Annotated in this window: 20 protein-coding genes; 5 read left to right on the top strand and 15 right to left on the bottom strand. The window is 73.2% G+C overall.

Annotated features, from left to right (window positions below; translation table 11 throughout):
* Positions 1–13: 13 nt before the first annotated feature.
* The 10 genes from GA0074694_RS19430 to GA0074694_RS19390 form a co-directional block, all read right to left on the bottom strand.
* On the bottom strand, positions 14–1,051 hold the full coding sequence (locus GA0074694_RS19430; protein ID WP_176738009.1) for a LacI family DNA-binding transcriptional regulator: 1,038 nt from the start codon (positions 1,049–1,051) through the stop codon (positions 14–16).
* Positions 1,052–1,184: 133 nt separating this feature from the next.
* On the bottom strand, positions 1,185–3,035 hold the full coding sequence (locus GA0074694_RS19425) for a GH39 family glycosyl hydrolase (RefSeq protein WP_091460455.1): 1,851 nt from the start codon (positions 3,033–3,035) through the stop codon (positions 1,185–1,187).
* A 64-nt stretch (positions 3,036–3,099) separates the two neighbouring features.
* The gene (locus GA0074694_RS19420; protein ID WP_091460452.1) at positions 3,100–4,662 is read right to left on the bottom strand and encodes a glucoamylase family protein; all 1,563 of its coding nucleotides are present in this window, start codon (positions 4,660–4,662) and stop codon (positions 3,100–3,102) included.
* Positions 4,663–4,691: 29 nt separating this feature from the next.
* A complete protein-coding gene (locus GA0074694_RS19415) occupies positions 4,692–5,591 on the bottom strand; it encodes a carbohydrate ABC transporter permease (protein WP_245714798.1) in 900 nt (299 codons plus the stop codon).
* A 9-nt stretch (positions 5,592–5,600) separates the two neighbouring features.
* Entirely contained in the window at positions 5,601–6,515 is a 915-nt protein-coding gene (locus GA0074694_RS19410; protein ID WP_245714797.1) for a carbohydrate ABC transporter permease, read from the bottom strand.
* A gap of 1 nt (position 6,516) precedes the next feature.
* Positions 6,517–7,776, bottom strand: coding sequence for a sugar ABC transporter substrate-binding protein (locus GA0074694_RS19405; protein ID WP_091460450.1), 1,260 nt, complete (start codon positions 7,774–7,776; stop codon positions 6,517–6,519).
* A gap of 202 nt (positions 7,777–7,978) precedes the next feature.
* Positions 7,979–8,644 carry a M15 family metallopeptidase gene (locus GA0074694_RS19400; RefSeq protein WP_091460447.1) on the bottom strand — a complete coding sequence of 222 codons (666 nt, stop codon included), beginning with the start codon at positions 8,642–8,644 and terminating at the stop codon, positions 7,979–7,981.
* Positions 8,637–9,230 carry a nucleotidyltransferase family protein gene (locus tag GA0074694_RS19395; protein WP_091460444.1) on the bottom strand — a complete coding sequence of 198 codons (594 nt, stop codon included), beginning with the start codon at positions 9,228–9,230 and terminating at the stop codon, positions 8,637–8,639. The genes GA0074694_RS19400 and GA0074694_RS19395 overlap by 8 nt, the downstream gene beginning before the upstream one ends.
* A gap of 125 nt (positions 9,231–9,355) precedes the next feature.
* Entirely contained in the window at positions 9,356–9,505 is a 150-nt protein-coding gene (locus GA0074694_RS31780) for a hypothetical protein (RefSeq protein ID WP_176738008.1), read from the bottom strand.
* Between the two features lie 171 nt (positions 9,506–9,676).
* Positions 9,677–11,350 (bottom strand): bifunctional 3'-5' exonuclease/DNA polymerase, encoded by a 1,674-nt coding sequence (locus GA0074694_RS19390; protein WP_091460441.1) that lies wholly within the window; start codon positions 11,348–11,350, stop codon positions 9,677–9,679.
* Between the two features lie 340 nt (positions 11,351–11,690).
* Between GA0074694_RS19390 and GA0074694_RS19380 the strand changes: the two genes are divergently transcribed.
* Positions 11,691–12,041 (top strand): hypothetical protein, encoded by a 351-nt coding sequence (locus GA0074694_RS19380; RefSeq protein ID WP_091460436.1) that lies wholly within the window; start codon positions 11,691–11,693, stop codon positions 12,039–12,041.
* 113 nt (positions 12,042–12,154) lie between these two features.
* Here GA0074694_RS19380 and GA0074694_RS19375 read toward each other — a convergent pair whose 3' ends face one another.
* From GA0074694_RS19375 to GA0074694_RS19360, 4 genes are all read right to left on the bottom strand, one after another.
* The gene (locus GA0074694_RS19375) at positions 12,155–13,084 is read right to left on the bottom strand and encodes a carbohydrate ABC transporter permease (RefSeq protein ID WP_091460433.1); all 930 of its coding nucleotides are present in this window, start codon (positions 13,082–13,084) and stop codon (positions 12,155–12,157) included.
* Positions 13,085–13,095: 11 nt separating this feature from the next.
* On the bottom strand, positions 13,096–14,007 hold the full coding sequence (locus GA0074694_RS19370) for a carbohydrate ABC transporter permease (RefSeq protein WP_091460431.1): 912 nt from the start codon (positions 14,005–14,007) through the stop codon (positions 13,096–13,098).
* A gap of 36 nt (positions 14,008–14,043) precedes the next feature.
* Positions 14,044–15,477 carry an N-acetylglucosamine/diacetylchitobiose ABC transporter substrate-binding protein gene (gene ngcE, locus GA0074694_RS19365; protein ID WP_091460428.1) on the bottom strand — a complete coding sequence of 478 codons (1,434 nt, stop codon included), beginning with the start codon at positions 15,475–15,477 and terminating at the stop codon, positions 14,044–14,046.
* A gap of 129 nt (positions 15,478–15,606) precedes the next feature.
* A complete protein-coding gene (locus GA0074694_RS19360) occupies positions 15,607–16,566 on the bottom strand; it encodes a MurR/RpiR family transcriptional regulator (RefSeq protein WP_091460426.1) in 960 nt (319 codons plus the stop codon).
* Positions 16,567–16,767: 201 nt separating this feature from the next.
* Here GA0074694_RS19360 and GA0074694_RS19355 point away from each other — a divergent pair, with 201 nt between their 5' ends.
* Genes GA0074694_RS19355 through GA0074694_RS19345 form a run of 3 tightly spaced genes read left to right on the top strand, consistent with a single transcriptional unit; the run spans position 16,768 to position 20,899 of the window.
* On the top strand, positions 16,768–17,796 hold the full coding sequence (locus GA0074694_RS19355) for an N-acetylglucosamine kinase (protein ID WP_091460423.1): 1,029 nt from the start codon (positions 16,768–16,770) through the stop codon (positions 17,794–17,796).
* A 9-nt stretch (positions 17,797–17,805) separates the two neighbouring features.
* The gene (locus GA0074694_RS19350) at positions 17,806–19,182 is read left to right on the top strand and encodes an acyltransferase family protein (RefSeq protein ID WP_091460420.1); all 1,377 of its coding nucleotides are present in this window, start codon (positions 17,806–17,808) and stop codon (positions 19,180–19,182) included.
* 25 nt (positions 19,183–19,207) lie between these two features.
* Positions 19,208–20,899 (top strand): metallophosphoesterase, encoded by a 1,692-nt coding sequence (locus GA0074694_RS19345; RefSeq protein WP_141714200.1) that lies wholly within the window; start codon positions 19,208–19,210, stop codon positions 20,897–20,899.
* Between the two features lie 117 nt (positions 20,900–21,016).
* Here the strand turns inward: GA0074694_RS19345 and GA0074694_RS19340 are convergent, their stop codons facing one another.
* The gene (locus GA0074694_RS19340) at positions 21,017–23,383 is read right to left on the bottom strand and encodes a GMC oxidoreductase (protein ID WP_091460417.1); all 2,367 of its coding nucleotides are present in this window, start codon (positions 23,381–23,383) and stop codon (positions 21,017–21,019) included.
* A 172-nt stretch (positions 23,384–23,555) separates the two neighbouring features.
* On the opposite strand from GA0074694_RS19340, the gene GA0074694_RS19335 reads away from it, so the two are divergent.
* A complete protein-coding gene (locus GA0074694_RS19335) occupies positions 23,556–24,605 on the top strand; it encodes an alpha/beta fold hydrolase (RefSeq protein WP_218105730.1) in 1,050 nt (349 codons plus the stop codon).

Here is a 24,605-nt window from a genome sequence, read left to right as displayed (position 1 = left end):
CGGCTCCCCCCGCTCAGGCCGGGCAGCCGCAGCTGGCCCGGATCACCATCTCGGTGTCCAGCTGCACCGTTGCCGGGGTCCGGGCTCCACCGATCTGCTCGAAGAGCAGCCGCGCGGCGGCCGCCCCCAGCTCACGCATCGGCTGACGCACCGTGGTCAGGCGCGGCGAGAGGTGGGCGGCGTGGGTCACGTCGTCCCAGCCGGTGACCGCGAGGTCCCCGGGGACGGTCCGCCCGACCTCGGCCGCGGCCCGGTAGACCCCGGAGGCGAGTTCGTCGTTGGCGCAGAACACGGCGTCCACCTCCGGGTCACGGAGGACATCCAGGCCCGCCCGGTAGCCGCTCTCCGCTTCGAGGCGCTCGCAGGCGACCGGCCCGGCGGTCAGCGGGACGCCTGCCGCGGCGTGCGCCCGGCCGAACCCGGTCCACCGTTCCTGCACGTCCGGGGTGCCCTCCGGGTCGCCGACGAAGCGCAGCCGACGCCGCCCGTGGTCGAGCAGGTGCCGGGTCAGCGCCTCCGCCGCCTGGACGTTCTCGCAGCTCACCGTGGTGACGGCGGGCAGCGCCGGCCGGGCCAGCAGCACCACCGGCACCTGCGCGACCACCTCGTGCAGGGTCGGCTCGGGGACGCTCTCGCCCATGACGACCAACCCGTCGATCCGGGACGCGAGTTCACGCACCAGGCGCTCGGAGGCGGCCCGGCCGTGGGTGGCCAGCACCATGACCACGCTGTCCCGTCCGACCACCTCCGACTCGAACCCCGCGACCACCTGGGCGTAGTAGGGACCGGCGAGGTCGGGCATGATGATCGCCACCGCGTCGTGCGCCTCCCCGGCCAGGGTCTGCGCGGCCCGGCTCGGCCACCAGTTCAGAGCCCGGGCGGCGGCCAGCACCCGTCGCCGGGTCTCCGGTGCCACCGGCTCGTCGGCGCGCAGGGCACGGGAGACCGTGGCGATCGACACTCCCGCCCGCTCCGCCACCTGGTAGACCGTCGGGCGACGGCGGTGCGGGCCATCCGCCCGTCCGACCGCCTCGTTCTCCGGTTTCGTCACCCAGCACTCCGCGTCGTCGAACACTCCCGTCGTCCAGGCTACGGCGTCCCGCCGGGTCCGCCCCGGTCACGGTGGCCACCGGACCAGCCGCCGGTGCGGCGGTCGCCGGGACCGGGGAGCCGTCGTCGTACGTTCAGTCGAGCGGCACGAGTTCCAGCAGCGAGAAACCCGGCATGGGCAGCGGGAAGGCCCACTCGAGGACGCCCCCGGCCGGGCGTGCCTCGGTGTCCGGCTCGTACCGCTCGAGGCCGTCGGCCGCCCGCAGCAGCGGCCACTGGGCGTCGCCGGGCCAGTCCCCGCCGCCGAGTCGCGCCCAGATCGCCTCGATGTTGGAGTGCGTGGCGTCGACCCGCCGGTGCGTCATCCGGTACGGTCGGTCGGCCAGCCCACCGACGTCGACGCGTACGTCCCGGTCCAGCACCGGCGCCCCGTCCGCCTTCGACTGGTCCAGGGTGCCGTTCCAGACCAGCACGTGCACCCGGCCGTCGGGGTGCCGGGCCGCCCACGACTCGACCAGGGAACCCGCCCCGTCGCCGTCGACGGTCACCGGCAACTGGTCGTCGCCGAGCCGATCGAGCGCGGCCAGCGCCCAGAACCGGGGCTTGCGGAGATTACCCACGGTCAGCAGGCCGAAGCCGCCGTGGAACAGCCGGGGCGGCCGGCCCAGCTCCTCGAAGTGGTCGGAGACCACCCAGTAGGCCAGCGCCTCGATCCGGCCGGCTGCCGAGCGCATGCCCCGCAGCAGGAAGGTCGCGGCGAACACTCCGTCGGTAACCGGGTCGAAGTGGGTGGGGGTGATGCCCCACTCGGTCCAGAGCAGCTCCAGGTCGGGCCGGCCGGCGGCCGCACAGAGCGGGCGCAGGTCCAGCGGTGGGCTGCCGTAGGTGTGGGTGGAGAGGAAGTCGATCGGGGCCCCGGTACGGGCGACGTGCTCCAGCAGCGCGCCGTTCCCCGCGGCGGCGGCCGACCCGGGGCCGCCGACCCGCAGTGCGGCGTCGACGTCCCGTACGGCACGGGCGGACACCTCGTACAGGCGCAGGTACTCCTCCCGGGTGCCGGCCCAGAACACCTCCAGGTTCGCCTCGTTCCACACCTCGAACTCCCAGCGGCGGACCTCGGCCAGCCCGTACCGGTCGACAAGGTGCGTGACGAGGGCGCGGACCAGGTCGGCCCAGCGGTCCCAGTCCCGGGGCGGGGAGATGATCGCGCCGTAGGCGAACACCGTCCTGGCCGGGTCGCGGGCCAGGTCGGCCGGCATGAAGGACAGCTCCACGACCGGACGCAGGTCGAGGCCGAGCAGTGCGTCGTAGATCTCGTCGACACGGGAGAAGTCGTACACCGGTTCGCCGTCGACCTCCCGGTAGACCCCGACGTCGTCGTGCAGGATGGCGTGCGCGCGGACCGACTCGACGCCCAGTTCCCGGCGCGCGATCGACAGGGCCTCGGCGAACTCCACGCCGATCGGCCGTCCACCGGTGGTGTCGGCGCAGCGCAGGTGGCTGAGGCGTTCGGAGCCGACCATGCGTCGCCACGGGCGGTGCACCGGTCCGTCGGAGCCGGCGGCGTCGACGGTGACCCGGACGGCGGCCGGACCGTCGGGGGTCGACGCCCCGGCCACGCCGGCTCCCGGCTGCCCACACACGTCCACGTCGGCGAGCGCGGCCACCGCGTAGTGGTAGGTGCGGCCCGGCTCACCCGTGGTGTCCGCGTACGGCGGGTGCGGCACCGCCAGCACGTCACCGCCCTGGTGGTCCAGGGGCAGGTACGGCCCGTCCGGCCGGTCCGACCGGTGGACGAGGTAGCCGACCGCGCCGGGCACCGGCTCCCAGTCGAGGGTCACCTGCCCCCGCCCACCGGTGGCGCGCAGCCCGGTCGGCGGCGGCAGCGGGTCCCGGTCGCCGCCGCCCTGCCGGCGCAGGCCGACGCGGGCCGCCCAGTCGGCGCGGGCGTTCCCGGCCGTCGTGGCCACCTGCTCGTCGCCCATCCTCGTCCTCTCCCTCGTGGTGGTGTGCCGTCAAACTCCGGATGCGTCCTCCCTCGGGTGGTGGTCACCCGACCGGTACGGCGAACTCCTCGATCCCGAGCAGCGGGCGGAGCCGTTCGGTCGCCGGGCCGGGTGCGAACCGACGCCGCAGCACGTCCCCGGCGAGCAGGTTGCCCAGCGCGCCCAGCACCATGCCCTGGTCCAGGGCGAGGTGCCGGTGGGCGACGGCGCCGCTGCGCACCGCCACCGCGTCGTGGAAGCCGCCGGGGCCGTAGCAGTCGAAGTCGGCGCGGAGCCGGGCCAACTGGTCCACCGCCTCAGCCGGCGCGTACGGCAGGGCGAGGAAGACCGCGTGCGGGGTCACCACGCCGTCGCCGTAGCCGGTCGGGAGCGGTTCGGCGTCGCGGCACCCGTCGAACCCGAGGTTGACCCGGGTGCGCTCCTGGTCGCTGGGGTAGCCGTCGGGGTCCAGGCCCATCGGGTCGACGCCGTACTCCCGGTAGCCGCCGGCCGGGTTCGACGACGGCGAGAAGCCCCAGTGCCCGTACCGGGCCTCGTGCAGGCCGTGGTCGATCTGCCCCTGAACGAACACGGGGTGGTTGCGCCCCCAGCTGTCCGGGGCCCACCGGGCCTCCGGCACGAGCAGGTCCGGCATCAGCGCCTCGAACATGGAACCACCCCAGCTCGGCACGTACTGCCGTCCCCGGTGCCGGTACGCGCCCTCGAAGACCCGGATGCCGAGCAGCTCGCGGTCCTCGCCGACCGGTTTCAGCTCCTGCCACGACCAGTCGCAGTTCGGCTCGAAGGTGCGCCACATGGCGAAGTAGTGCTCCCGGGGCACCTGGCCGAGCGCGATCGCGACGTAGCTGCCGATCCGGGTCTCGCTGTTGAGCGTGCCGTAGTGATGGCCGGTGTACCAGACGTTCGGGCCCCGCCCCCGGTAGTTGTCCTCGACGCCGCCGTTCGGCGGGCGTTCCGGCCAGAACCCGCCGCGCAGCAGGCCGGCGCCGAACTCGGCGCCCCGGGCGTTCGCGTCGTAGTAGAAGCCGAAGTCCATCCCGGCGAGGAGCCGCCCGGCCGACGCGCGCAGCGCCGGGTCGTCGTTGCCGGCCACGATCAGCGCGGCGGCGAGCCAGGCGTTGTCCACGCTGGACAGGAAGGGGTGCACGGTCGAGCCGTCCACAGGCCAGGTGCGCAGCAGCTGCCCGGTGGCCGGGTCGTACCAGTTGTAGAACATCCCGGAGTACGGGTGCCGTTCCAGGCAGGCCAGCGCCTCCAACGCGGCGCGGACCCGACGCCGGGTCTCGCCCCGGGAGACCAGGCCCAGCTCGCGCGCGACGACCGCCGACCAGATCAGGCAGCCGATGTTGGTCGGCGAGGTGTACCGGGACCGGCTGGTCGCGCTGAGGTCGGCGTCGACGTTGTCCGCCGGCAGCCCGGTGCCGGGGTCGACCATGGCGGTCATCGAACGCCAGGTGTCCTCGGCGTACCGCAGCAGCAGCTGTCGGGGCGGGTCCGCGAGCGGCGGGGCGGGAACCCCGACGGGCGTGCCGGCGCGGGCGGCGGGCGGGGTGAGCAGCGCCGCCGGCACTCCGGCCGCCAGCGTCAGTACGGACCTGCGTCTCATCGCGGACCTCCGCTCGAAGGGGTACGGGGTCATTTCAGGCCGGTGGTGGCGATGCCCCGCACGAAGTGGCGTTGCAGGACCAGGAACACGAGCAGGACCGGCAGCACCACCACGACCGAGCCGGCCAGCAGCAGGCCGTACCGGGACTGGTTCTGCCCGACGCTGTAGAGGGCCAGGGCGACCGGCAGCGTGTACTTGTCCTCCGTGGTCGCCACCGCGAGCGGCCAGAGGAAGTTGTTCCACGAGCCGAGGAAGGTCAGGATGCCGACGGTGGCCATCGGGGCGCCGGAGAGCGGCAGCACGATCCGCCAGAAGACGCGCCACTCGGAGGCGCCGTCGATCCGGGCCGCCTCGAGCAGGTCGTCCGGGATGGAGAGCATGAACTGCCGCATCAGGAAGACGTTGATGGCCTGGGCGATGTTCGGCAGCACCAGTCCGGCGTACGTGTTGACCAGGCCGAGGTTGCTGACCAGGACGAAGACCGGGATGAACCACACCACCGGCGGGACCATGACGGTGCCGACCACGGCGGCGAAGAGCCCGCCCCGGCCCCGGAAGGGGAGCTTGGCCAGGGCGTAGCCGGTGGCCGCGCAGATGAGCACGTTGCCGACGGTCACCCCGACGGCGACCAGCGACGAGTTGGCGAAGTACTGCGGGAAGTCGAGCCGGCTGAACAGCTCCCGGTAGTTCGCCAGGGTCGCCGCCTCCGGCCACCAGGTCGGGGGCACCCGGCGGACCTCGGCCTCGGGCTTGAACGACGAGACGAGCATCCAGACGAACGGGCCGATCATGAGCAGCAGTCCGCCCCCGAGGAGCAGGTGCAGCAGGCCCGCCACGAGCCGGTCCCGACGCCGGCCCGGATGCGGGACGGACGCCGCCGGCGCGGGGGTGCGCCGCCGTCGGTGCGGGGCGTACGCGGGCAGGGCCACCGTTCCTCCTCACCCGTCGCTTCGCAGCAGGCGGAACCACCCCACGCCGAGCACCGCGACGGCGAGGAAGAGCACGTAGCTCATCGCGGAGGCGTAACCGTAGTTGCCGAAGCCGAACTGGCTGTAGACGTACTGGGAGACCGAGACGGTCGAGTGCAGCGGACCACCCCGGGTCATCACGAAGGGTTCCTCGAAGACGAGCATCAGGCCGACGGTCCCGATGACCGCGGAGAGCAGCAGCGTGGGCCGCAGCGACGGCAGGGTGATGTGGCGGAACTGCTGCCAGGTGCTGGCCCCGTCGAGCCGGGCGGCCTCGTACAGGTGGGCGGGGATGGCCTGGAGGCCGGCGAGGAAGATCACCATCTGGAAGCCCAGGCCCCGCCAGACGATCATCACGATCAGGGCGGGCAGGGCCAGCGTGGTGTCGGCCAGCCAGTTCGGCCCGTCCACGCCGACCAACCCCAGCGCCCCGTTGAGCAGCCCGGAGTCCTGCTGGTAGACGAATCGCCAGACCACCGAGATGGCCACGATGCTGGTGACCACCGGCAGGTAGTAGCCCACCCGGAAGAGCGCGGTGAAGCGGGTCAGGCCGGAGTTGAGCCCGAGCGCCACGGCCAGACCGAGCCCCACCGTCAGCGGCACCCCGACGAGGACCACCACGGCGGTGTTGCGGACCGCCCGGCCGAAGAGCTCGTCGTCGAGCAGCCGCAGGTAGTTGTCCAGGCCGACCAGCTCCACCGCGAGCGGGTCACGCAGGTCGGCGCTGCGGATGTCGGTGAAGCTCATCGCCAGTGAGACGAGCACCGGGCCGACCATGAAGATCGTGAACGGGATCGCGAACGGCAGTGCGAAGCCCCAGCCGGCGAGGGTCCTGCCGGGACGCCGCCCGGGTGCCCGCCGCTGGTGCGGGGAGCGGACTTTCACGTCAGGACCCCGCGCCGATCGCGGTCGCCTTCCGTTGCATCTCCCGGGCCGTGTCCTGCGGGCTCGCACCGGTCCGGGTGAGGCGCTCGATCTCGCTCTCCAGGCCGGCGGCGACCTGCTCCCAGGTGGCGATCGCCGGGGGCGACTTGGCGTCCTCGAGTTGCGCCCCGAAGGCACGCAGCTGCGGGTCGTCCCGCAGGACCGGGTCCTCCCAGGCCCGCTTCACCGACGGCAGGTCGCTCGCCGTCCGGTACCAGGTGACCTGCACGTCCGGCCGGGACAGGTAGGAGACGAACTTCCAGGCGCCCGCGCGGTTCTTCGCGTCGGAGAAGACGGCGAGGTTGCCGCCGCCGACGAAGGAGGTGGCTGCCTTGCGGCGGGGCATGTGCCAGAGCTGGAAGTTGTCGCCGGCCCCCTGCTCCTTGAGGACCCCGATGTGCCAGGGGCCCGAGACGAAGGCACCGATCTCGCCCTTGACGAACCCGGGTTCCAGGGCACCCTGCGCCAGGTCCTTCGGGGCCAACCCCTCGTCGAAGAAGGACCGGTAGTAGGCGAGCGCCTCGACGGTCTCCGGGCGGTCCAGCGTGAATACCCCGTCGGCGCGCACGTCCCCGCCGTTCTGCCAGACGAAGGGCAGGACGGCCTGCCAGGAACCGGGGCCGCCCGGCGGGAGGGAGACGGCCCACTTCGCCCCGCCCCGGGTGCGCAACGCGGTGAGGGCCGACTTCAGCTCCTCCCAGGTGGTCGGCGCGTGGGTGATCCCGGACCGGGCGGCGACGGCCTTGTTGACGTAGAGCAGCCGGGTCTCGACGTACCACGGGACGCCGTGGGACGTGCCGTCGACGACCGTGGTGTCCCAGGCGCCGGGGAAGAAGGCATCCTTGTCGACCAGGTCGGCCGGGGTCGGGTCCAACCCGCCGGTGCCGGCGAACTCCCCCATCCAGGTCGTGCCGACCAGGCTGACGTCGGGGGTCTGCCGTCCGGCGATGGCGGTGGCGATCTTGTCGTGCGCCCCGTCCCAGGGAATCGGCGTCACCGTGACCTTGGCGTCCGGGTTCTCCTTCATGAAGGCGTCGGCGAGGACGGAGAGCTTCTCCCCCTCGGTGCCCATCGCCCACACCGTGAGCTCTCCGGTGGCCGGGCCGTCGCCGATGCTCCGGCCCGGGCCCGTCGGGCCGTCACTGTCGTCACGTCCGCACCCGGCGGCCATCACGACGGCGGCCAGGCCCAACGCGACCAGGGATCGTGTCCACTTCGCCATTGGTTCGTCCTCCCGGGGGACCGCCCTCGACAGGCGACCCGGACCGGGCCGTGAACTGCGGTGAGAGCGAGGACTGAAAGCGCTTACAGGATTCTGGAATAATGGTAAAAACATCTATCGATGTCAAGGCTTGCAATCAGGAAAATCGATGCGGATGGTCGAGGTGCCGGGATGCCTGCGACTCCGCCGGGGCGGCCGGACGTCAGCCTGCGCGGCTGAAGTGCTGGTAGTCGGGGTTGGACCAGACACCACCCCACGACCATCCGACCGCCGCGAAGGCCCGGACGAGCACGCCGTCCGGCACCGCCATCCCCGGCCGGTACGCGCCCCGGTCGACGTACGCGACGCCGGCCGGTGGGAGCACCCGGTCGCCGAGCAGGTACGGATTCTCCACCGGGTTGACGTCGATCGCCCGCCCGTACGCGTGGGTCGACCAGCTCGCCGCCCCCTCGGTCACCGCACGGCGGCAGTTGAACCCGGAGGTGTTGTCGGCCGCCATCGACGCGGCGTCGTCCCCGTCATAGACGTCCACCGGGCGCATCTGCCGGATCGGGAACCGTTGCCGGAAGAGGGCGTCGAAGACGGTGACCACGTCGACGGCGACCGCCTCGTGCACGACCAGGGTGCCGGTGCGCGACTGTCCCGCGAAGTCCCAGTGGGTCAGCCGGACGAGCCGCAGCCGGTCCGGGGCGACCGGGCAGCCCGGCCGCCAGCTGCCCGCCAGGTCCGCCCCGGTCACCGGCCGGATCTCGCTGGCGAAGGCGGGTGGGGTGGGCGACGGCACCGGGGCCGGCGGCGGCCGGCGGGTGCAGGCGGCCACGGTCAGGACGACGACCAGCGGCACCGCCCCGCGGACGGCCTCAGGCACCCATCCGCTGGGGCGGGACGGTGAGGCCGTAGAGCGTCATCAGCTCCGGGGAGTCGACCCGACTGCCGTCGGCCACCGCGTCGCAGGCGATGTCGACGATCAGGTCCTTGTGCGCGAGCAGGTACGGCCGCGCGCCGACGTCCGCGCGGGCCAGGGTGGCGATGCCGGCCCAGTGCCGGCGACCGAAGAGCATCGGGTAGCCGCGCAGACCGCCGTAGGTCGCGCAGACCAGCACGTCCGGGTACGGCAGGGCGACCACCCGGCGCACCGCCTCGACGGTGAGGCCGGGCATGTCCACCGGGACCACCACGACGGCCTCGATGGCGTCGTCGGTGAGCGCGGCGAGACCGGCCCGGATGGAGGATCCGACCCCGGTCCCCCATGCCCGGTTGACCACCACCGTCGCCCCGTCCAGGTCGGCGGTCCGGCGCACCTCGTCGGCGGCCGCGCCGAGGACGACCACGGTCGGGGCGCAGCCCGCCTCGGTCATCGTGTCGATCATCCGGTCCACCAGGGGTCGCTTTCCGAGCCGCAGCAGCGCCTCGGGTCCACCGATCCGCCGTCCCCCGCCTGCGGCGATGATCATTCCTGCGATTCGCACACCGGGTGCAACGACCGCGCCGGCCGATCGGTGGCGGGAGCGAATAGGATATTTAGTACAACGCAGGCAGATTGGCCCCCGATCGACCCGCCGGCACGCCCGCCGCGGCCCTAGCGCTCGCCCACCACCGTCACCGCGTGCACGACGACATCGGCGCAGCCGGACCCGTACCCGCCGCCGGGCACCGGGGCGTCGACCGGGACCATCAGCGGGCCGTACCAGCTGATCCTGCCGCCGGCCGGATCGGCCGGACACCTCATGCTGGGTGCGACCTGGCCGGAGCGGTTCGCCGTCCGCGACGCGGAGCGGCTCTCGGCCCGGACCGGTGGGCCCGTGCTGGTCTGTCGCGTGCTCGACCACCAGCACTGGCACTGACCGTCGACCCCGTCACCATGGCACCCGGCACCCGGCACCCGGCACCCGGCCGACGGTCAGTCGGCGTCGGCGTAGCAGTCGACCACCGACAGGTCCAGGGGGAACCGGACCGGGGTGTCCCCGAACAGCAGCGCTCCCGCCCGGGTGCCCGCCTCACCCACCGCCTGGACGACCGCATCCGCCTGATCCGCCGGACAGTGCACGACCACCTCGTCGTGCTGGAAGAAGACCAGCTCCGCATCGGTGCCGGCCAGCGCGGTCCGCAGCATGGCGAGCAGGGTGGACGCCCACTCGGCGGCGGTCGCCTGGATGACGAAGTTGCGGGTGAACCGCCCCCGTGACCTCGCCGCCCGGGACCGGGGACTCTGCGGGTCGCCCCCGGGCTCCTCCCCCGGCCCCTCCTCGGCGAACCCCGTCGACCCGGGCGGCGGGCAGGTCCGGCCCAGCCAGGAGCGGACCAGCCCGCCGGCCTCGCCGGTGCGCGCCGCCGCCTCGACGTACCCGAAGGCGGTGGGATAGTGCCGACGCAGGGCGGCCAGCGCCGGGACCGCCGCCCCGCCGGTCTGCCCGTACATCGCGCCGAGCAGGGCCAGCTTGGCGCGGCCCCGGTCTCCGCCGAAGGCGTCCCGGGCCAGGGCGGCGTAGAGGTCACCCGCCCCGCCGGCCGCCGCCAGCCGGCGGTCGCCGGAGACCGCGGCGAGGACCCGGGGCTCCAGCTGACCGGCGTCGGCGACCACGAACCGCCAGCCCGGGTCGGCCACCACCGCCCGGCGGATCACCTTCGGGATCTGCAACGCCCCGCCGCCCCGGGTCGCCCAGCGGCCGGAGACCACGCCGCCGGGCACGTACTCGGGGCGGAACCGGCCGTCGCGTACCCAGGCGTCGCACCAGGCCCAGCCGTGCGCCGTCCAGATCCGGTAGAGCTCCTTGTGTTCCAGGACCAACGGCACCGCCGGATGCTCCACCCCGCGCAGCACCCAGGCCCGGGTGTTCGGCAGGTCGATGCCGGCCCGGGCGAAGGCGCGCAGCAGCTCGGCCGGGGAGTCGGCGTGCAGCTGGCGCAGCCCGAACGCGTCGGCGATCCGGGTGGCCAGCTCGGCCAGCCGGCGCGGCAGCCCGCCCACCGGGGACGGCTCGCCGAGCAGCGCGGTGAGGATGGCGTCGTGCACGTCGACCCGCCAGGGCAGGCCGACCGCCGCCATCTCCACCGCGATCAGCGCGCCGGCCGACTCGGCGGCCACCAGCAGCCGGAACCGGCCCGGATGGGTGGTCGCGGCGATCCGGGCAAGCTGGTCGGCGTACACCCGGGTCAACGCGTCGATGCCCGGACCGGGCGGCCCGGACGGCGCGTCGAAGAGCGCACCCTGACCGTCGCCGGGCGGCGCGGCCTGACGCGGCGGCGGGTCGGACGGCACCTGCGCGCCGGTCAGCCGGGCCCAGGCCGCCGCCAGCGAGCGCGGCTCGCCCCAGCGGCCGGCGTAGCCGAGCAGCAGGGCCTCGGTCAGCTCGACGTCGTGGCAGCGCTCGACCCGGACCCCGGCGCGCAGCAGCGCGGGGTAGAGCGTCGCGCCGGACGCCCAGACCCAGCGGGGCCGGGCGGCGGCCTCCCGCGCGGCGACGGCGGCGGCGAGGTCATCGACCGGCTCGGGCGGCCCGGCCGGCTGCCCGTCGGGGCGCAGCGGGCAGAGCACGCCCGCGCCGTCCTCCCCCGCCGTGACCGCAACCAGCACGCCCCCATCCTGCACCCGCCCACCGACACGCCTTCCGGTCCGGTGGGGTGGCCCGCGTACGGCGGCACTTCGACACCGGCCCTAACGATTTGCGGGGGTGGCGCATGTGACCACCCATGCGCCAGGTCAGGGCTTGCTCGGGGCCGGCGCCGACCAGCATGTAGGGCCAGTTCCAGTAGCGCGACACCCTGGGAACGTGGGGGAAGACGACGTCGTGGGCTCCGGCGGTGAGGATGACCCCGGACGAACGCCGCCGGTACCCGGGGGGGCGGCGAACCACTGGGAACCAGGGTGAACCCATCGCCACGGCCAGCCGTGCAACAACTAAGGAGGTATTGGAATGAGCACCTTGTTGAGCGAAGAGGAACTGTTGGCGGAGATGCGATCGGCCCTGGCGGACGTGGAGGCCACGGCCGATCAGGTAGGCCGACGCGGAGCCCGGGGGAAGACCGCCGTGGAGGACAAGAAGAAGCTGCTGTCGGTGACCGTGGGCGGGCACGGCGTGACCCGGATCACCTTCAACGGGGACGCCTACCGGGAACTCGCGCTGGCCGAGCTGGCCGAGCTGGCCGATCTGATCGTGACCACGGCGCGTACCGTCCGCGAGGAAGCCCAGCGCAAGACGGTGGCCGGTGCCGCCGAGTTGATGGGTGACCTTTCCGGGCTCGGCGTAACCGTCGAGGTGCGGTAGGGCCAGACGGGATGCCCACCCCTCGGCGACGGCCTGCGGACCTGGCTGCGCGACGGGCGACAGTCGGTCGCACCTGGCGGCGATCGGGCAGCCGCCGCCGCGACCACGGTGGACTACTTGACCGCCCCGGCCGTGAGGCCGGACTGGATCTGCCGCTGGAAGAAGGCGTACACGATGATCATGGGCAGGATGGAGAGGGTGAGCGCCGCGAAGAGCGCCGCCCAGTCGGCCTGGTAGCCGGCGGACGTGGAGATGCTGGCGATGCCCTGGGTGAGCACCCACTTGCGGTCCGCCCCCTCGCCCTGCATCAGCGCCACCGGCAGCAGGTACTGGTTCCACTGCCCGATGATGTTGAAGATCGCGATGCTGACCAGGGCGGGCCGGGCCATCGGCATCATCACCTGGAAGAACAGCCGGGTGTGCGAGGCGCCGTCCATCATCGCGGCCTCGGCCACCGACTGCGGCAGCGTCTTGAAGAACGCGGCCAGGAAGAACACCGTGAACGGCAGCGAGTACGCGATGTAGACCAGGATCAGCCCGGTGTACGTGTTGAGCAGCCCGAGGTTGTTGACCACCAGGAAGAGCGGCACCAGGGCGAGGAAGACCGGGAACGCCAGCCCGGAGACGAACAGGTAGTAGATCACCCGGTTGCCCGGGAACGGGTAGCGGGCCAGCACGTACGCGGCCATCGCACCGAGCAGCATGGTGCCGGCGGTGCTCAGCGTCACCACGAACACGCTGTTGAGGAAGTACCGCCCGACGTTCGCCTCGCTCCACGCCCGGCGGTAGCTGCCGAAGGTGAACTCCCCGGGCAGCGCGAACGGGTTGCCGAGGAAGATCTCGGTGTTGCTCTTGAACGAGGCGAGAACCGTCCAGAGCAGCGGGGCGATCACCAGGATCGCCCAGACCAGCAGGGCCAGGTGGCCCAGCCCGGTCAGCAGCCCCACCTCGGAACGTTGCCGGCGGGCGGCGGTGTGCTTACGGCCCGCCGGGGCGGACCCGGCCGGGGCGGCCGGCGCGCTGGGTGCGATCTCCGTGGTCATCGGTGCCGCCTCTACAGCTCGATCGTGTCACGCTTGCTGACGCGCAGGGTGAGCGCCGCGAACGTGATCGTCAGGAAGAACAGCGCCACGCCCATCGCCGAGGCGTAGCCGAACTGGGAGTAGCTGAACGCGTTGCGGTAGATCTCCATGCCGAGCACGGTGGTGGCCCCGTCCGGGCCACCCTGGTCGACCGAGAGCACCTGCACGATGGCGAACGCGTCGAAGGCGGCGATGCCCAGGTAGACCCAGGCCACCTGGAGGGTGTCCCAGAGCAGCGGCAGGGTCACCCGGAAGAACATCGCCGCCCGTCCGGCCCCGTCGATGGTGGCCGCCTCGTAGATGTCCTTCGGCACCGAGGACATGCCGGCGGAGAAGAGCACCACGTAGAAGCCGACCGCCTGCCAGACCAGCACCGCGATGATCGACCAGAGCGCGATGTCCGGATCGGCCATGAAGAGCACCGGGTCGATGCCGACCGCGCTCAGCGCACCGTTGAGCAGGCCGCTGTCGTCCGGGGCGTAGACCCGACTGAAGATGACCCCGACGATGACCACGGCCAGGACCTGGGGGAAGAAGAACACCACCCGGTAGAACCTCGACCCCCGGACCCCGGTCATCACCCCGCCCCGGCTCCCTCCGCCGACGTTGAGCATAAAGGCGAAGAAGAGCGCGATGGCGATGGTGAGCAGCGGCAGGGCGAGCAGCAGGAGCCCGTGGTGCCGGATGGCCTTCCAGAAGACGTCGTCGTCCAGCAGTCGGCTGAAGTTCTCCAGACCGATGAACTCCGGGTTCGCGCTGACCCCGCGCCAGTTGGTGGTCGCGAGGTAGAAGGCCTGGGCGTACGGCCCGAGGACGAAGGTCACGTAGATCGCGACCGGCGCCGCCAGGAAGCCGACGATGAACGGGTACCTGCCATGCCGCATGGTTGTCTCGTCTCCGCTCGCCTCGCTACGCCCGGGTCACCGCTTGAACTTCTCGATCGAGGAGTCCTTCTTCACCGCGTCGGCGGCCTTCTGCATCCGGTCGCAGAACTTCTGCGCGGAGCCCCCGGAGAACATCAGCTCGTTGGTGGCGGCACGGGCCTCGTCGTCGAGCTTCTTGTACCAGGTGTCGAAGCGGTAGCTGAAGTAGTCCTTGCCGGCGGCGCCGAGCATGGCGTTGCCGCTGGTCAGGCCGGGCGAGATGTCGAGGCCGTCAACGGCGCCCTGGACCACGGTGAGCACCTTCGTCAGCTCGGTGAAACCCTTGGCCCCGGCCTTGGAGAGCATGTGCCGCAGGTACTCCATGCCACCGCGCGGGTTCTTGCCCTTGGCGGGCACGAAGTACATCTCGCCGGCCGCCGCGTAGATCGCGGTCTGCGGCAGCGCGTCGGAGGCCGTCACGCTCGGGACCGGCGTCACCGCGTACTTGAAGCCGGGCGGGGTGTCCTTGGCCTGCTCGTTCTCCAGCCAGGACCCGCTCGGGTAGAAGGCGACCTTGCCCTGGTTCTGCTGGAGCTGGACCTCGGTGTGCTTCAGGCCGAGGTGCGCCTTGTTGCCGTACTTCGCGCCGATCTCGGCCCACGCGGCGGCGGCCTGCTTGACCGGCTCGGCCTGCCAGGCACCGTCCTCCAGGTTGTCGATGTTCTTGAGGACGTCCGGCCCGCCGATCTTGGCAGCGCTGGTGAGCAGGACCAGGTACTGGTAGTAGGCGGCGTTCGCCCCCGCGTACGAGTACGGGGTGATCCCGGCGGCCTTGATCTTGTCGCAGAGAGCGGTGAAATCGGCCCAGGTCTTCGGCGCGGCCCAGCCGTTCTTCTCGAACAGGGCGGCGTCGTACCAGAGGCCGAAGACGGTGAAGGCGTAGTTCAGCACGAACGGCTTGCCGTTGAAGGTGCCCTGCTCGACGGTGCCGGGGACGAGCAGGTCCCGCACCTTCTTCGACGGGTCGTTGAGCGACGGGGCGTCGAGGAGATCGGTGAGGTCCTGCACCTGGCCGGCCTGCACCAGGGCACCCTGGTCGAGCAGCTTGGAGCCGGCGTTGTTGACCATGTCCGGCGGGGTGTTGCTGGTGAACCGGGGCTGGAGGACGGTGCCGACCTCCTCGGTGGCCGAGTGCTTCACCTCCGCCTTCGGGAACGCCTTCTTGTACGACGGGATGTGCACGTCGGTGGCGTACTTGGTGCCCAGTCCGCCGTTGAAGATGACCACCTCCAGCGGGGCGTCCTCCTTGACGCCCAGCGGGTTGGTGGCGGACTTCTCGCCGGCGGCCTGCTCGACCGGCTCGTCGTCGCCGCCGCCGACGCAGCCGCTGAGCAGGCCGACGGCCGGAGTGGCCAGCAGGCCCGCGGCGGCGGCGCGGCGCAGCACGGTACGGCGGCTCAGCTCGGCCGGAAGCTCGGGGGTAACGGACATCGTCGTCTCTCCTTGACATGGGAGTCGGATCGGGCCTGGCGTGGAAGTCGGATCGGGACGAAGGGTCGATCGCCCCCGGGTCGGGTCAGTCGGTGCGGCGGGCCGGCCCGGTGGGGCACCGGTCGTGGGTCATGGCAGGGCCCCCCGCGCGGCCTTGTGCCCGTCGACCGCCTGCGCGGTACGTCGGAACGCCGCGTGGGCGCGGGCGTGGGTGCGTTGCGCGACCGCCACGTAGAGCAGGTCGAGCACGACGAGCTGGGGGTGGCGGGCGGACAACGCGTCGGGACGGAAGGTGGTGGCCTGGCTGGCGGTGAGCAGCACCACGTCGGCCAGTTCGGCCAGGGGTGAGCGGGGGAAACCGGTCAGCGCGACGGTGGTCGCGCCCCGGCTGCCCGCCTCGGCGAGCATCTCGATGGTCTCCCGGGTCTGCCCGGTGTGCGAGATGCCCAGCGCCACGTCGCCGGGGCGCAGCAGCGCGGCACTGGCCAGCCCTTCGTGCACGTCGTTCCAGGCCCACGCGGCCACGCCGATGCGGTGCAGGCTGAACTGCATCTCCTCGCCGACCAGCGCGCTGCCGCTGGCCCCGAAAATGTTCACCCGATCGGCTCCGGCGACGGCGACGGCGGCCCGTTCCACCTCGGCCAGGTCGAGCCGGGCGGCGGTGTCGTGCATGGCCCGGGTGTCGGCGGCCATGATCTGCCCGAGCACCCGTTCGAGCGGGTCGCCGGGCTGGATCTCCCGGCCGATGTCGACCGTCCAGCCCGCGGAGCGGGCCCGGCCGGTCTCGGCGGCGATGCCGAGCCGCAGGTCGGCGTAGCCCTCGAAGCCCATCGCCCGGCAGAACCGGGTGACCGTGGCCGGTGAGGTGCCGCTGCGTTCGGCGAGTTCCACGATGGTGGCCCGGGCCGCCGCCTCCGGGTCGCTGAGCACGTGCTCGGCGACCCGGCGCAGCGCCCCGGTCAGCTCGTCCACGCCGGTGCGGACGCGGGCGAGCACACCGTCGGAGGCGACCCCGAGCGGAGCCCGGCGGTCGGGCCCCTCGGTGTCGACCACCGCGGCCGCGGTGGCGTCCACCTCGTGACCGACCATCGGAGCCCGCCTTTCCGAAAAGAGTGTTAACTGTTATTGGTAAAAGTTCTTACTAAAGGGCCCTCCGTGTCAAGACCGTGGGCGAAGTTTTCAAACTGTTACCCGGGCCACACGCTCCGTGGCCCGGCCGCCCCTTGCCAGCCGCACGCCGGTCGACCAGCATGAATCGCCCCCGTCACGATCTCCCGGAGGTTCATCGGCATGTCCGCCAGCGTCGTGGTCGGTCTGGACGTCGGCGGCACCTCCACCCGGGCCACCGTGGTCACCACCACCGGTGATCGCCTGGGCACCGGACGTGCCGGCGGCGGCAACCCCACCAGCCACGGCGCCGACCGCGCCGCCGCCGAACTCCGCACCGCCCTGCGCGCGGCGCTGGCCGGCACCGACCCGGCCGGGGTCGCCGCCGGGGTGATCGGGCTGGCCGGGGCGGGGCGGCTCCTCGCCGACCCCGCCGGGCGGGACGCCTTCGACCGGGCCTGGCACGACGTCGGGCTGCGCTGCCCGTACACGGTGCACAGCGACGCCCTGATCGCCTACGCCTCCGGCAGCCCCGACCCGGACGGCACGGTGCTCATCGCCGGGACCGGAGCCATCGCCGCCCGGGTACGCGGACTGCGGCTGGACCGGGTCGCGGACGGACACGGCTGGCTGCTCGGCGACGCCGGCTCCGGCTTCTGGCTGGGGCGTGAGGCGGTCCGGCGGGTGCTGGCCGACCTGGACCGGGCCCACCGGCCGGGGCCCCTCGGCGTCCGCGTCCTCACCGAACTGCTCGGGCACGCCGAGATCGCGCCCCGCCCCCGGGACACCGTCGACGCGCTGGTGCAGGCGGTCACCCGACGTCCCCCGGTCGAGCTGGCCCGGCTGGCCCCGCTGGTCGTCGACGCCGCCCGGCGCGACGAGGCGACCGCCGTCGCCCTGGTCGGCGAGGCCGCCGGGCACCTGGCGGAGAGTGCCTCACGGATCCGCCCACCGGACGCCACCGGTCCGCTCGTCCTCGGCGGCGGACTCCTCACCGGGGACACCCCGCTGGCCACCGCGCTCCAGGTCGAACTGCGCCGCCGCTGGCCGGAGGCGCTTCTGCGCCGGGCCGGCGACGGCGCGGGGGCCGCCGCCTGGCTCGCCGCCCGCGACCTGCCCGGGGTGACGGATCCCGAGGCGCTGCACGGGCTGCTTGTGCCACCGGTGGCGGGACCGGGTTTCGGCGCACCGGACCGGTGTCCGGTGGCATAGCCTGACGCCATGCGCCGCCTGCGGCAGCTCGCGGAGCGGACGCCGGCCGACCGGGAACGCCTCGTCGACCTGCTCCGGGCCGTGGCGATCGCCATGGTCGTCCTCGGCCACTGGACGGTCACCGTGCTCGGCCACGACGCGGCGGGCCGCCCGACCGCGCGTTCCGCCCTGCCGGAGCTGCCCTGGGCGTACCCGCTGACCTGGCTGGCCCAGGTGATGCCGGTCTTCTTCCTCGTCGGCGGCTACGCCAACGCCGCCTCGCTGGCCGCCCGCCGGGCCCGGGGTGGCGACGCCACCGACTGGTTGCTCGACCGCAGCGCCCGGCTGATCCGGCCGACCACCCTGCTGCTCCTGGTGCTCACCGGCGGGGCCCTGGTCGGCCGGCTGGCCGGTGCGGAGCCCTCAACGGTGCGTACGGTGGTGTGGTTCGCCACCGTGCCGCTGTGGTTCCTCTCCGCGTACCTGGCGGTCGTCCCGCTCGCCCCGCTCACGTACGCCCTGCACGAGCGCTCCGGCTTCGCCGTGCCGGTGGCGCTGGCGGCCCTGGTGGCGCTGGGCGACCTGGGCCGGGCCACCGGTCCGGCCACCCTCGCCCTCGGCAACTACCTGCTCGGCTGGCTGGCCGTGCACCAGCTCGGCTACGCCTGGTACGACGCCCGGCACGGCGTCGACCGGCCACTGCGCCGGCTACCGCCGACCCCACGGGTGGGCTGGGCGCTGCTGCTCGGCGGGGTGGCCGTGCTGGTGCTGCTGACCACGGTCGGTCCGTACCCGGTGAGCATGCTCAACGTCCCCGGCGAGCGGCTCGACAACGCCGCACCGCCGAGCCTGGCGCTGCTCGTCCTCGCCACCGCCCAGCTCGGGCTGATCATGGTGCTCCGCGCCCCGGCCGAACGCTGGCTGCGTCGCCCCGGCCCGTGGCAGGCGGTGATCGCGGTGAACGCGGTGGTGCTGACCGTCTTCCTCTGGCACCTCAGTGCGGCGATCCTGCTGGTCGGCGGGCTCGACGCGGTGGGTCTGCTGCCCACCCCGCCGGTCGACTCGCCGGCCTGGTTGGCCTGGCGGGTGCCGTGGCTGCTGATGCTCGTCGTGGTGCTGGCGGCGCTGGTCGCGGTCTTCGGCCCGGTGGAGGCCCGCGCCGGCCGGCGCGGCGGCGGCCCGACCGGCGCGCGGCACCGGGCCGGCCGGGGCCTCGTGGGCCGGCGCGTCCGGGGCGGATTGACGGTGGCCGGGTACGGGGCCGTGGTCGCCGCCCTCGTGGTCAACGCGGTGACCCCGAAGGACGCGCCCGAGCCGCTGGGCCTGCCGGTCACCGCGCTGGTGGCGTACCTGGTGGGGGCGGGGCTGCTGCGGCTGCTCCGCTCCGCGACAAAGCACCGTACGTAACATCCCGGACAATTAGAGTGGAGGCGTGTCGCGGCTCAGGCAGATGATCGGGGCGCGGATCCGGCGGGCGGCGGCCGACGACCACGACCTCGTCCGACTGGCCGCGGTCCGGTGGCTGCGACCACACGAGCTGACCCGGACCGGCACCAGAGCGCTACTCGCCAGCATCTTCGGCCAGTACGCCGACAAGCGGGAGGCGCAGCAGGGGGCGGCGTTCGACCAGCCGGTCTTCCGGCACGACCAGGGCACCGGCGACTTCTGGTTCGACTACGTCGCCGACCTGGGCGACGGCTTCGACGCGACGTACTCGGTGGCCAGCCTGATCGCCAGCGACCTGCCGCTGGACACCGACGGCGGCGTCCTGCCCCGGGGCACGGCGCTGATCATGGGCGGCGACCAGGTCTACCCGTACGCCGACGCGACCGGCTACGAACAGCGCACCACCCGGGTCTACACCGCCGCGTACCCGTGCCCGCCGGACGGTGCCGACGGCCACCGTCCCTGGCTGTACGCGGTGCCCGGCAACCACGACTGGTACGACGGCCTCACCGCCTTCCTGCGGGTCTTCGGCCAGCAGGACCAGATCGGCGGCTGGCGGACCCGGCAGAGGCGCTCCTACTTCGCCCTCCGGCTGCCCCACGGCTGGTGGCTGCTGGCGATCGACATCCAGCTCGACACCTACATCGACCGGCCGCAGCTGGAGTACTTCCGGCAGGTCGCCGCCGGCATCGAGCCGACCGCGTCGATCATCGTCTGCACCGCCGTGCCGAGCTGGTACCAGGGAACGGGCACCTCCACCGACCGGCTGGCGCACTTCCTCAGCGCCGGCCTGGGCGACCGGGCCCGCCAGGTCCGGGTCTTCCTGACCGGGGACACCCACCACTACGCCCGCTACCAGCGGCGCAGCGGCGACGGGCCGATGCTGATCACCGCCGGGATCGGCGGCGCGTACACCGCGGCGACGCACCTGCTCCCGGAACGGATCGCGGTGTCGGCCCGCCTGCTGGATCCGGACGCCGACAAGACCGCGCAGATCGGCTACGTCCGGGTCGGCGGGACCTGGCCGTCACCGGCGGACTCGCGCCGGGAGGCCCGCCGGGTCCTCTGGCGACTCCCGCTCCGCAACGTCGCCCTGCTACCGGTCTTCGCCACCCTCTACGGGCTGCTCGGCATCTCCGGCCTGACCCGGTCCTGGCTGTGGAGCGGGGCCCTGCTCGCGGTGGCGTTCGCCGGCTGCCTCGCCTTCGCCCGGCCCCGGTCGGGCGGGCGGCTGCGCCGGCTCGCCTTCGGCACGACCCTGGCACTGGTCCAGGTGCCGCCCGCGCTGGCGGCGGTGGTCGGCTTCGCCACGGTGGTCACCGACTGGCGGTGGCCCGCCCGGGCCTGGGCGGTGGCCGCCGTCACGGTCGTCGGCGCGGTCCTCGCCGCGGTCCTGCTGGCCGCCTGGCTGCTGGCGGTCTCCGCGTGGCGGGTCAACGAGAACGAACTGTTCGCCGCCCAGGCCATCGAGGACTACAAGGGCTTCCTGCGGCTGCAGGTCGGCACGGACGGCCTGCTCACCGTCCACCCGATCGGGGTACGCCGCTCGGTCCGCGCCTGGCGTCCGGCAGACGGGGACGCCGGGCCCCGGCTGGTCCCCGCCGGCCCCGGGCGGCTCGAACCCCAGCTCATCGAAGCCCCGGTACGGATCCCGCCCACCCCCGGCCGGCCGCACTGACCGGTCGGCCGTCCACCCACTCCCGGCCGGCCGCACTGACCGGTCGGCCGTCCACCCCCGAGCCGCCACGCTGACCGGTCGGCCGGCGGGGGCCGACGTGCCGCCGGCCCGTCCCGGTCAGGCAGTCCGGCCGACCGTCACCCGGTCGCCGTAGACCTCCCACAGCTCGCCGAGGAAGAGCCGCCCGAAGCGGGCCAGCGCGGCGGCCGGCTCGGGGCCCTCGGTCCGGAAGGTCGTCAACTGACGCAGGAAGTCCGGCAGGTGCAGGGCCAGCCGCCCGGCGGCCAGCACGTCGCCGTCGTCCCGGCCGGGCCCGACGTGTCCGCGTACCAACCGGGTCGCCAGCGTCGAGGTGTCCCGCCACACGTCGAAGCCGGCGTCGTCGTGCACGTCCTTGCGGCCGAGCAGGGTGAGCGGCATGTCGTCCGGGCCGCGCAGGTGCAGTCGGTAGCACATGCTGCGGCGCCCCGGCCCCCCGTCGGACACGAAGAGGTTGAACCAGCCCTGTAGCACCGGCAGCCGGCCGCCCAGCGCCGGCGCGTCGACCCAGCCGGTGGCACGCGCCTCGTGACCCGGGTCGGCGACGAACCAGTCGATGTCGTCGGCGGTGATCGTCAGATGGAACCCGAGCGACTCGTCCCGGGCCCGACCGACCTGCTCGCCCCGTACCGGGTCGGCCACGCCGCGGGCGACGTGGCCGCGCATCTCCTCGGTGAAGGAGAGGCTGGTCGCCACCCGACCGGTCAGCGGGGTCACCGGACCCGGCGCCCCGGGCCCGGCGGCCACCGACCGGCCGGCGGGCGCCAGGGCCCGCTCGGCGAGCCGGTCCGCCCAGGCGGCGATGGTCAACGAGGGGTTCGCGCCCACCGCACCGGGCATCGCGGCCCCGTCGGCGACGTACAGGCCGGGATACCCGAACACCTGGCCGTCGGCGTCCACCACCCCCTCGCCGGGGTGCCGGCCCATCGGCGCACCGCCCAACGGATGCACGGTCACGGTCTTGCGCAGCAGGCTCAACGGGTTGTCGTGGAAGTCACCGCGCAGGGCGTCGGCGATGTCCCGCATGGTGGCGCGCAGCGCCGTGAAGTACCCGGTCGACGTGGCGGTGGTCCAGTCGACGTCGAGGTGGCCCCGGCGCAGGCGCATCACCCCGTCCGGTACGTCGCGTCCCATGCCGAGCAACGGCAGCGACCCGTCGGACAGCTCACTGAGCCCCATCAGCGCGGCCAGTCGGGCCGACACGTTGGTCCGGGCCGAACCGAGGACGAACGCGCCGAGCCGGTGCAGCGCGAAGACCACGGCCCGCCGGACCTGCCCGGAGAGCTGGCTGGACTCCGCCAGCCAGTCGGCGAAGACCGGGTAGCCGGCGTCCTCGACGTAGTAGCCCCGGCCGGGCGGCCCGCCGTCGAGCTGGTCCGGCACCCGGATCCGGCTGGTGATGACCGGGCCGTTCGAGCCCTCCAGGGACCGGTGCCCGTCGCCGACGTGGTGGGCCCGGGTGACGAAGCTGAGCAGGTCGCCGTTGCCACTGAACCGGGTGCCCAGCGCCCGGCTCAACCCCGGAAACGCCGCCCGGTTGCGCAGCAGCAGCCAGGTGGTGCCGAGGGTGCCGGCGGCGAGCACGAGACGGTCGCAGGTGAGGGTACGCAGCGGCAGTCGCCGGGTCGCGGTGCGCCGCCCCTGGCGGGCCGGGTCGTGCACCACGTACGACACCCGGTAGCCACCCTCCGGGCGGGGGGCGAGTTCGCGCACCTCGCACCGGGTCCGCAGGTCCGCGCCGTGGTGCCGGGCGGCGGAGAGGTACGTGTGGTCCAGGGAGTTCTTCGCGCCCTGGTTGCAGCCGATGTCGCACTCGCCGACCAGGGTGCAGGTGCGCCGGGGCAGGCCGTGCAGGTTGCCGTACGGCGGGTCGGGGATCGGCGCGCCCGGCACCGGAGGGTCCCCGGGGCGGGGAGCGAACAGCACGGCCAGCGGCGGTAGGTCCCAGTCCAGTCCCAACCGGGCCGCCGCGTCCCGCATGGCGACCGTCTTCGGGGTGTCGTGGTACGGGGCGACGGCCAGCGGGTAGCGCTGCGGAGCGAGCATCCGCTCCACCTCGTCGTAGTGCGGGTCCAGGTCGGCCCGGCTGATCGGCCAGTGCTCGTAGCCGCCCCGGGGCAGCGGGGACTCCTGGACGAACCACTTCTCGTCCTTGCGCAGCAGCACGTTCGCGTAGATCAGTGATCCGCCGCCGAGCCCGCTGCTCACCACGGCGTCCAGCCCCCGGAAGCTCCACACGTCGAACAGGCCGTGCAGGCCCTCGCTCGGGTCCCACAGGTTACGGCCGAGGCCGGCAGGCGCGCGGGGGAAGCTGCCCGGCGGGTACGCCCGGCCGCGTTCCAGCACCACCACCCGCCGGTCCGCACGGGCGAACCGGTAGGCCGCCACCGCGCCGCCGAATCCGGACCCGACCACGACGACGTCGACGTGTTCGTCCTGTCCCATTCCCGCCCACCCGCCCTCTCCGGCCGCGTCCGGTCACCGGTGCCCGTTCCGCTGCCCGGTGACACCATTCGGCGGGCCGCCGGATCTCCTGTTGTGCCGGTACGGACAACGACCACAGAATATGGTTGGCAGCAGCCCCGAGTGGCGATTTCCGACACCTCCGGGAGTGACTGTGCCGCACCTCAGGACCACCGATCACGTCGTGCCGTTCCAGGCTGACGACGGCCGTCCACTCAATCTCGTCAACGTTCGTGGCGACCGCCCGCCCAGCCGAGGCCCGGTGCTGCTGGTGCACGGGGCCGGAGTCAGCGCAGAAATCTTCCGCGCTCCGATACGCACCACGCTCGTCGATGCGCTGATCGCCGCCGGATACGACGTGTGGTTGGAGAACTGGCGGGCCAGCACCGCCCTGCCACCCTGCGAGTGGACGCTCGACCAGGCTGCCCGCCACGACCACCCGGCCGCCGTCCGAACGGTCGTGACCAGGACCGGAGCGGACCGGATCAAGGCGGTCATCCACTGCCAGGGATCGACGTCGTTCATGATGTCCGCCTGCGCCGGGCTGGTCGGGCAGGTGGACACGATCGTGGCCAGTGCGGTCAGCCTGCACACCGTGGTGCCGGCCTGGTCGCGGGCCAAGCTGCGGTGGGCCGTGCCGGTGGTGCGCCGGTTCCTCGAATACCTGGACCCGTCGTGGGGGCGCGTCCGCCCCGACGAACCGCTCGCCCGACTGCTCACCGCACTCGTCCGGCTGACGCACCACGAATGCGACAACCTGGTGTGCAAAATGGTGAGCTTCACCTACGGCAGCGGTTTTCCGGCACTGTGGCGACACGAGAACCTCAACGCCGCCACCCACGACGAGTTTATTCCGTACGAATTCGGAAAGGTGTCGATGGCGTTCTTCCGGCAGATGGCCCGCTGTGTCGAACGGGGACACCTGGTGTCGTACGAGCGGCTGCCCGGCCTGCCCGAGGACTATCTGCGGCAGCCGCCCCGGACCGACGCCCGGATCGTCTTCATCGCCGGGGAACGCAACCGGTGCTTCCTGCCCGAGAGCCAGATCCGCACCCACGCGCTGTTCTCCCGCCGGGACCCGGGCCGGCACGCGCTGCACGTGCTGCCCGACTACGGCCACCTGGACCTGTTCTTCGGCCAGGACGCCGACCGGGACGTCTTCCCGTTGATCCTGCGGGAACTGGCGGCTCCGATCCACGTCTGA

The organism is Micromonospora inyonensis (genome assembly GCF_900091415.1).
Lineage (GTDB): Bacteria > Actinomycetota > Actinomycetes > Mycobacteriales > Micromonosporaceae > Micromonospora > Micromonospora inyonensis.
This window is presented reverse-complemented; position numbering and strand designations above follow the sequence as displayed.

Excerpts from the sequence above, each read along its gene's own strand:
- GA0074694_RS19350 (WP_091460420.1), top strand. The coding sequence starts at position 17,806 with ATGCGCCGCCTGCGGCAGCTCGCGGAGCGGACGCCGGCCGACCGGGAA.
- GA0074694_RS19370 (WP_091460431.1), bottom strand. The coding sequence starts at position 14,007 with ATGCGGCATGGCAGGTACCCGTTCATCGTCGGCTTCCTGGCGGCGCCG.
- GA0074694_RS19340 (WP_091460417.1), bottom strand. The coding sequence starts at position 23,383 with ATGGGACAGGACGAACACGTCGACGTCGTCGTGGTCGGGTCCGGATTC.
- GA0074694_RS19380 (WP_091460436.1), top strand. The coding sequence starts at position 11,691 with ATGAGCACCTTGTTGAGCGAAGAGGAACTGTTGGCGGAGATGCGATCG.
- GA0074694_RS19420 (WP_091460452.1), bottom strand. The coding sequence starts at position 4,662 with ATGAGACGCAGGTCCGTACTGACGCTGGCGGCCGGAGTGCCGGCGGCG.
- GA0074694_RS19425 (WP_091460455.1), bottom strand. The coding sequence starts at position 3,035 with ATGGGCGACGAGCAGGTGGCCACGACGGCCGGGAACGCCCGCGCCGAC.
- GA0074694_RS19405 (WP_091460450.1), bottom strand. The coding sequence starts at position 7,776 with ATGGCGAAGTGGACACGATCCCTGGTCGCGTTGGGCCTGGCCGCCGTC.
- GA0074694_RS31780 (WP_176738008.1), bottom strand. The coding sequence starts at position 9,505 with ATGAGGTGTCCGGCCGATCCGGCCGGCGGCAGGATCAGCTGGTACGGC.
- GA0074694_RS19355 (WP_091460423.1), top strand. The coding sequence starts at position 16,768 with ATGTCCGCCAGCGTCGTGGTCGGTCTGGACGTCGGCGGCACCTCCACC.
- GA0074694_RS19395 (WP_091460444.1), bottom strand. The coding sequence starts at position 9,230 with ATGATCATCGCCGCAGGCGGGGGACGGCGGATCGGTGGACCCGAGGCG.
- ngcE (WP_091460428.1), bottom strand. The coding sequence starts at position 15,477 with ATGTCCGTTACCCCCGAGCTTCCGGCCGAGCTGAGCCGCCGTACCGTG.
- GA0074694_RS19375 (WP_091460433.1), bottom strand. The coding sequence starts at position 13,084 with ATGACCACGGAGATCGCACCCAGCGCGCCGGCCGCCCCGGCCGGGTCC.
- GA0074694_RS19360 (WP_091460426.1), bottom strand. The coding sequence starts at position 16,566 with ATGGTCGGTCACGAGGTGGACGCCACCGCGGCCGCGGTGGTCGACACC.